This is a genomic window from Bacillus sp. 01N42_2 (genome assembly GCF_056399565.1).
The window spans coordinates 563,091-569,417 of record NZ_JBFTRO010000003.1; the positions used below are offsets into that span (position 1 = coordinate 563,091).

The 6,327-nt window shown below is 47.0% G+C and carries 5 protein-coding genes and 7 tRNA genes; 2 read left to right on the forward strand and 10 right to left on the reverse strand.

What is annotated here, in order from left to right:
* Nucleotides 1–54: 54 nt before the first annotated feature.
* From menH to AC1DN5_RS10415, 3 genes are read right to left on the reverse strand one after another with little or no spacing between them, the layout of a single operon-like run.
* Entirely contained in the window at nucleotides 55–879 is an 825-nt protein-coding gene (gene menH / locus AC1DN5_RS10405; RefSeq protein WP_049627226.1) for a 2-succinyl-6-hydroxy-2,4-cyclohexadiene-1-carboxylate synthase, read from the reverse strand.
* Nucleotides 867–2,603 (reverse strand): 2-succinyl-5-enolpyruvyl-6-hydroxy-3-cyclohexene-1-carboxylic-acid synthase, encoded by a 1,737-nt coding sequence (gene menD, locus AC1DN5_RS10410; RefSeq protein WP_366969053.1) that lies wholly within the window; start codon nucleotides 2,601–2,603, stop codon nucleotides 867–869. The genes menH and menD overlap by 13 nt, the downstream gene beginning before the upstream one ends.
* A complete protein-coding gene (locus AC1DN5_RS10415) occupies nucleotides 2,600–4,015 on the reverse strand; it encodes an isochorismate synthase (protein WP_366969052.1) in 1,416 nt (471 codons plus the stop codon). The genes menD and AC1DN5_RS10415 overlap by 4 nt, the downstream gene beginning before the upstream one ends.
* A 284-nt stretch (nucleotides 4,016–4,299) precedes the next feature.
* On the opposite strand from AC1DN5_RS10415, the gene AC1DN5_RS10420 reads away from it, so the two are divergent.
* Together AC1DN5_RS10420 and AC1DN5_RS10425 are read left to right on the forward strand one after the other, a co-directional pair.
* The gene (locus AC1DN5_RS10420) at nucleotides 4,300–5,019 is read left to right on the forward strand and encodes a TraR/DksA C4-type zinc finger protein (protein ID WP_366969051.1); all 720 of its coding nucleotides are present in this window, start codon (nucleotides 4,300–4,302) and stop codon (nucleotides 5,017–5,019) included.
* 133 nt (nucleotides 5,020–5,152) lie between these two features.
* A complete protein-coding gene (locus AC1DN5_RS10425) occupies nucleotides 5,153–5,623 on the forward strand; it encodes a TspO/MBR family protein (RefSeq protein ID WP_366969050.1) in 471 nt (156 codons plus the stop codon).
* A 35-nt stretch (nucleotides 5,624–5,658) separates the two neighbouring features.
* On the opposite strand, the gene AC1DN5_RS10430 is transcribed toward AC1DN5_RS10425, so the two are convergent.
* The 7 genes from AC1DN5_RS10430 to AC1DN5_RS10460 form a co-directional block, all read right to left on the reverse strand.
* Nucleotides 5,659–5,730: transfer RNA gene (locus AC1DN5_RS10430), tRNA-Glu, on the reverse strand.
* Nucleotides 5,731–5,733: 3 nt separating this feature from the next.
* A tRNA-Ser gene (locus AC1DN5_RS10435) sits at nucleotides 5,734–5,824 on the reverse strand.
* 3 nt (nucleotides 5,825–5,827) lie between these two features.
* A tRNA-Asn gene (locus AC1DN5_RS10440) sits at nucleotides 5,828–5,902 on the reverse strand.
* A gap of 9 nt (nucleotides 5,903–5,911) precedes the next feature.
* Nucleotides 5,912–5,988 (reverse strand) — tRNA-Ile (locus AC1DN5_RS10445).
* Between the two features lie 15 nt (nucleotides 5,989–6,003).
* Nucleotides 6,004–6,077 (reverse strand) — tRNA-Gly (locus AC1DN5_RS10450).
* A 7-nt stretch (nucleotides 6,078–6,084) separates the two neighbouring features.
* A tRNA-His gene (locus AC1DN5_RS10455) sits at nucleotides 6,085–6,160 on the reverse strand.
* Between the two features lie 21 nt (nucleotides 6,161–6,181).
* Nucleotides 6,182–6,257, reverse strand: a tRNA-Phe gene (locus AC1DN5_RS10460).
* Between the last annotated feature and the right edge of the window lie 70 nt (nucleotides 6,258–6,327).

Genomic DNA, 6,327 nt, shown 5'->3' on the forward strand with positions numbered 1-6,327 from the left:
ATGACCTCCTTCATTTTTGCCTGAGTCCGGCCGAAAAGCTATTTTCTATATGCTTTACAAGCCGTATAAAAACTCACTTACTATCTTACCAAAAATTCGCGGCTGTTCCACATGTACCGTGTGCCCCGCCTGTTTGACAACCTCTATTTTACTTGATGGGAGCAGGTTATGCACCTTTTGATTAATCACGCAAAACTTTTCGTCCCATTCACCGCATATAAGCAGAACGGGCGCCTTGATGCGGTCTAATGCATCCCACCAGGAAGGCTGCGAGCCCGTCCCCATTCCGAGCAGACTGCCTGCAAGTCCGGACGGATTATTTTTCAGCCTGCCGGCACGGATGGACGCCTTTACGCTGTCCGGCAGAGAAAGCTGCGTGGCAAACAACGGAATGCCCTCCCAATAATCGACAAACGATGTGATGCCTTCCTTCAATATAAAGTCTGCAAGCTTCCGGTCTGACTGAATCCGCTTTTTGCGTTCCTGAAGCGTGCTGAGACCCGGAGTGGAGCTTTCCAAAACAAGCGCTGACACCCGATGCGGAAATGCCTGTGCAAAGGAATACGCAAGTCTTCCCCCCATAGAATAACCAATAAGTTTCACTTTGTGAAGTTTTAATTGATCAAAAACGGCGGCAAGGTCCGCAACCTGCCGGCTCGTACTGTACCTTGCCGCTTGCACAGGCGCGTCTGTCTCCCCGTGACCCAGGCAGTCAATCATCACCATTCGCTCGCCGGGAAACATTTCGCGCAGAAACATCCATGATTCTTTACTGCCCGTAAATCCGTGCAGACAAACAATTGCTTCAGACGAGCGGTCACCGGTATCATTCACCCGGTAGCACACGCCGTCATCCATTTTGACAGTTACAGTCTCCATTCTTTTTTCACTTCCCGCACTGCAGCCTGCAGCAGATCGCGATGGAATTGAACTCTTGAGGTCCGATCTGTTTTCAGCTCGATAATATGAAGTCCGGGCTTGTCCGCCTGCGGCTGATACGCATCCTTAAATGCTTCCCATGTCTCAGGGCAAGTATACGTCCCGCCATACAGTGCTGCGGCATGCTTGAAATCAAGGCCCGTCGGCGTACCGAATAGTTCTTCAAAATGAGTTTTATCAGATGCCTGCGGCAAAAATGAGAAAATCCCGCCGCCATCATTGTTTATTAAAATAACCGTAAGCGGAATTCCAAGTTTTTTAGCCGCTAACAGACCGTTTAAATCATGGTAAAACGATAAATCTCCAATCACAAGCGTGACGGGAGCTTTTGTTCCCTCACATACGCCCATAGCCGAGGAAACAACTCCGTCAATTCCGTTAGCACCGCGGTTGGCATAGACGCGGAAGGAACGATCTTGCTTTTCAAAGAAAGTATCCACATCGCGAATCGGCATGCTGTTGCCGACAAAAATCGAACTGTCTTCAGGAACAAGGTGCTGAAGGTGACGATATACATTTCCTTCGAATGACAAGTTATCAATGCCCGCATGCTGTAAATGGCCGCGGAACCGTTCATTGACAAACTGCCATTTCTCCAGCCATTCGGATAGCCGTCTTCCCGTTTCAACTGAACGGACCGCTTCCAAAAACACCGACGGATGGCAATGAATCATATGCGCGCCGGCCTGAGTGGGATCTCTCCACCCTCCGTCTTCATCGACGATAAACTGCTCAATGGCAGGATCATCCCTGAGCCATACAAAGAGCGGTTTGGAAACCGGCATCGGACCGAAGCGAATCACAGCTTCCGGACGCAGCACTTCTTTTATCTCCTCATCTCTTAAGAACGAGTCATAAGCATCAATGATCAGCGCCTTATCATGCTTTCCGTTTCGCAGATTTGAAAGCGGATCAGCCAAAATCGGGAATTGAAGTATCTCGGCAAGCGCGAGGATTTGCTGTTTTTCTGCTTCACCGTGAATTTCGCCGCAGACGATCATCCCCTTTTCGGTGTTCGCAAGACGCTCTGTAATATGACGCAGTGAGGCCGGATCGGCAGATTGAATCCCTGTTGTGACAGAGACATGCCGATCTGCTCTCATTCTTTCAAAAGGCCGGGCTGACAAATCAGGCATCAAAGGCTCCCTGAGCGGCACATTGACATGCACCGGTCCCATTGGCTGCTTCCCCGCTTCACTTGCGGCTCTGCCGGCCAAAGTTCTGATATAACTCAGCATTTGAGGATTTTCCTCGGGAAGAGCCGAGTCTGTGAAAAACTTAACAAAGTTACCGAACAGAAAATGCTGGTTAATCGCCTGAGGCGCCCCTACTTCCCTTAATTCATGGGGCCGGTCAGCAGTCAGGACAATGAGAGGCACTCTTGAATAATGAGCCTCAATCACGGCCGGATAGAAGTTAGCCGCTGCCGTTCCTGACGTACAAATCAGCATGACCGGACGCTGGCGGGCTTTTGCAAGACCGAGTGCGAAAAAACCTGCGGATCGTTCATCAATTTGTATATGGACTTGAATATCCGGGTGGGCCGCTGCCAAAACCGCCAGCGGAGTCGACCTCGATCCGGGACAAACGACCGCGTCGGTTACACCCGAAAGAGCGAATTCATCAATAAAGCTTCCGATATAATGTGTAATCGGGTTTGTCAAAGCCTTTCACCTCCTAAAGCAGAGATCATCGGCTTTAGTTTAATTTGTGTTTCTTCATATTCTGATTGCGGATCTGAATCTTCAACAATGCCGCAGCCTGCAAAAAGGCGCGCCCTTTTGTCTTCAATCAATCCTGATCGGATGGCCACGACAAATTCTCCGTTTTCCCTGCCGTCCATCCAGCCGATCGGCGCCGCGTACCACCCGCGTGTCATCGGTTCAATTTCAGCGATAACATCAACAGCTTTCTGCTGGGGCGCTCCGCCCAATGCCGGTGTGGGATGCAGCTTTTCAATTAAATCAAACAGCGAAGCAGACGTTTTAAGACGGCCGGTGATCGGCGTATATAGATGCTGCACACTTTTTGTTTTATATAATTGCGGACCTGCAGGCTTTTTCACATCACTGCAGCTCGATATAAAAGCATCGTTTATCATCTGAACCACAAAATCATGCTCCGCCAGGTTTTTTTCGTCATGCAGCAATTCTTCGCCGAGACGGTCATCTTCTTCCTGACTTTCTCCGCGCTTAATTGAACCTGCCAGACAAGAGGACATGACGTCTTTGCCGGATTTTTTGATCAGCCGTTCCGGTGAAGCGCCGACAAAGCATTTATTTCCCTGCTCAATCGCAAAAACATAGCTTGTCGTTTGATCCGTCAAAAGCTTGCGGACAACGCTCTCCGCCGGAATCGGCCCGTCATATGACAAAACGACTTCCCTTGCCAGCACGACTTTATCATATTGATTTGCTTTCATATCATTTGTTGCTGTTTTAATGGCGTCAAGCCAGTTTTCTACATCTAGTTCTTCCGCTTTTGTTAAATCAGGATATTCCTCATATGTCATTGAAGAAACTGTAAAAGCTTCAGAAAAAGATTTCAGACGTTTCAGCACATCTTCTGCCTGATTGCCGTCTGCCGCCCATTGATTGACGGTTAAATAATCACCATCCGCCGTCTTTGTCAGCATGAGTGAGGGAATAAAAAACAGTCCTTCTTCGAACCCATCCCATTCGTCTCCTCTTTCTTCAGCGGGATTAAATGAAAAACCGCCGAATAAGACAGGGCCGACCGCGGTTTGCGCCGCCTCTTCTTCTTCATGAATATGATAAGCCGTCTTTTTAAAGCGCTCCCATTGTTCAAAAACGTCTTGATAACGTTTTTCGTTTTTTTCATTCGATTGGAACAGCGCTTCTGTGCCAAGACCGACTATTGTTAATTCACTACCGGGTTCTGACCAAAAAAATCGTTTGCCTTTATATTTTTTTGCTCCGTCTTTGAAAAATGATAGAGGGTCTAAAGACGCAATACGTCTTGAATAGCTCAATAAGACAGCATGGTTGACTTGTTTGGCTTTATGTAATGCATGATCTGCTTCCTCTCGGAACGTATGCTGCACCGTTGTCACCATGAGACATTCCTCCATAATCCGTTAAATGCTTTTAATACAATACACCTGTGATGACTTTGTGTCAAACACACAGATTTGCGCACGACAAAATGCCTGCATTTCTTATTATAAACCTTTTTGCGCAAATGAATAAAGAAACAAACTTGAATTTTCTTTCCCCACTCTCGGCAATCACTGTATCCTTTACTTTACTGTGGGAAAACGACCATTTTTATCCACCATTTTTCTGCACAAAAACGTTCATACTAACAGTCATAAGCATCACATAGAAACGAGGGAATGATGTGCTTACAAATGAACAGATCACACACTTGAAAAAAGAGCTCGAAGAAGCCAAACATGATATCTTAAGTCGTTTTAAAGAGAATGACCAATTTCAATTAACAGATGAATTCCCGTATCAGTCATCCGGCGAATTGTCTTCCTATGACAATCATCCCGGCGATCAGGCGACTGAATTATACGAGCGTGAAAAAGATCTTGCTCTCCTCGACCATGAACGGGAGCACCTTCGCGACATTGATTACTCCCTGAGACAAATTGAAAACGGCACATACGGTATTTGTGAAGTCAGCGGCAAAGAAATCCCTTATGACAGACTGGAAGCTCTGCCGACGGCTACCACCTTGGCGGAATATTCCTCTCAGGATGCCGTTTCTAAAGACAGGCCGATTGAAGAGGAAACACCGTTCGGACAGTTTGAATTTGATGATGATGAATCAATACGGCCGCCTTACGATAGTGAAGACTCATATCAGGATGTAGAGGAATACGGAAACTCAGAAACACCTCAAGATTTAGAGGTTCCGCCTCTCAGCTACAACGATATGACAATGAACTCAGAAGAAAACATCGGCTATGTTGAGGATTATGAAAATTTTATCGCCACAGATATTACCGGAAAAAACATTTCCGTGTATCCAAGCAGAGACCACGAAAAATATGAACAGGAACTGGATGAAGAAGGAATTATGACGACTTTCGGCGATCTTCATGCTGACTAAAACCCCGGTAAGCCGGGGTTTTTACATTTGTTGCATTTTTGCAATGGAAACTCATACACTTAATGGTGCATGGCTCTCAAAAAGGTTTAACCTTTCCAAAATCGGGAATGACATTGAACAATGGAGGGAAGAGATGAAAAAGAAGTATATCGGTGCGATCATTGTATTTATCATTACATATGCCTTGTTTTCCTTAGCGGGGTTTCTCTTTCCCATAGATCGGGAATGGTACGACGCGCTTCAAAAACCTGACTGGACGCCGAGCGGATCAGTGATAGGCATCATATGGGCGGTTTTGTTTGCGCTTATCTCCCTGTCAGCAGCCTTGGTATACGTAAAGCTTTCATGTAAAGAATCCAAAGCTTTCTGGGTGATGCTTCTCATCAATTATATCGTGAATCAAGGATTCAGCTTTTTTCAATTCACACAGAAAAATTTGCTTGCTGCATCTATCGATTGCCTGCTTGTAGCCGTTACAACACTCATTTTATTGATGATTGCCAGTAAATACAGCAAAGCTTCAGCCTGGCTTTTGGTTCCTTATTTATTATGGAGCGCTTTTGCCACATACCTGTCTTTTACCATTTACACTATGAACTCATAATAAAAAACCTTGCATACTATGCAAGGTTTTTTTAATGACCCGTACGGGATTCGAACCCGTGTTACCGCCGTGAAAGGGCGGTGTCTTAACCGCTTGACCAACGGGCCTTATGGCGGAGAAGGAGGGATTTGAACCCTCGCGCCGCTTACACGACCTACACCCTTAGCAGGGGCGCCTCTTCAGCCACTTGAGTACTTCTCCATATGGCTCCACAGGCAGGATTCGAACCTGCGACCGATCGGTTAACAGCCGATAGCTCTACCACTGAGCTACTGTGGAAAATTATCATGGTGGGCCTGAGTGGACTCGAACCACCGACCTCACGCTTATCAGGCGTGCGCTCTAACCAGCTGAGCTACAGGCCCACGACAATATAAAAATGGAGCGGGTGATGGGAATCGAACCCACGACATCAGCTTGGAAGGCTGAGGTTTTACCACTAAACTACACCCGCATTTGTTTGGGGCGATTGATGGGAATCGAACCCACGAGTGCCAGAGCCACAATCTGGTGCGTTAACCACTTCGCCACAACCGCCAAAACAATATTAAATTAAAATGGTGGCTCGGGACGGAATCGAACCGCCGACACACGGATTTTCAGTCCGTTGCTCTACCAACTGAGCTACCGAGCCTTTTTATATAAATGGCGGTCCGGACGGGACTCGAACCCGCGACCTCCTGCGTGACAGGCAGGCATTCTAA

Excerpts from the sequence above, each read along its gene's own strand:
- menH (WP_049627226.1), bottom strand. The coding sequence starts at position 879 with ATGGAGACTGTAACTGTCAAAATGGATGACGGCGTGTGCTACCGGGTG.
- AC1DN5_RS10415 (WP_366969052.1), bottom strand. The coding sequence starts at position 4,015 with ATGGTGACAACGGTGCAGCATACGTTCCGAGAGGAAGCAGATCATGCA.
- AC1DN5_RS10425 (WP_366969050.1), top strand. The coding sequence starts at position 5,153 with ATGAAAAAGAAGTATATCGGTGCGATCATTGTATTTATCATTACATAT.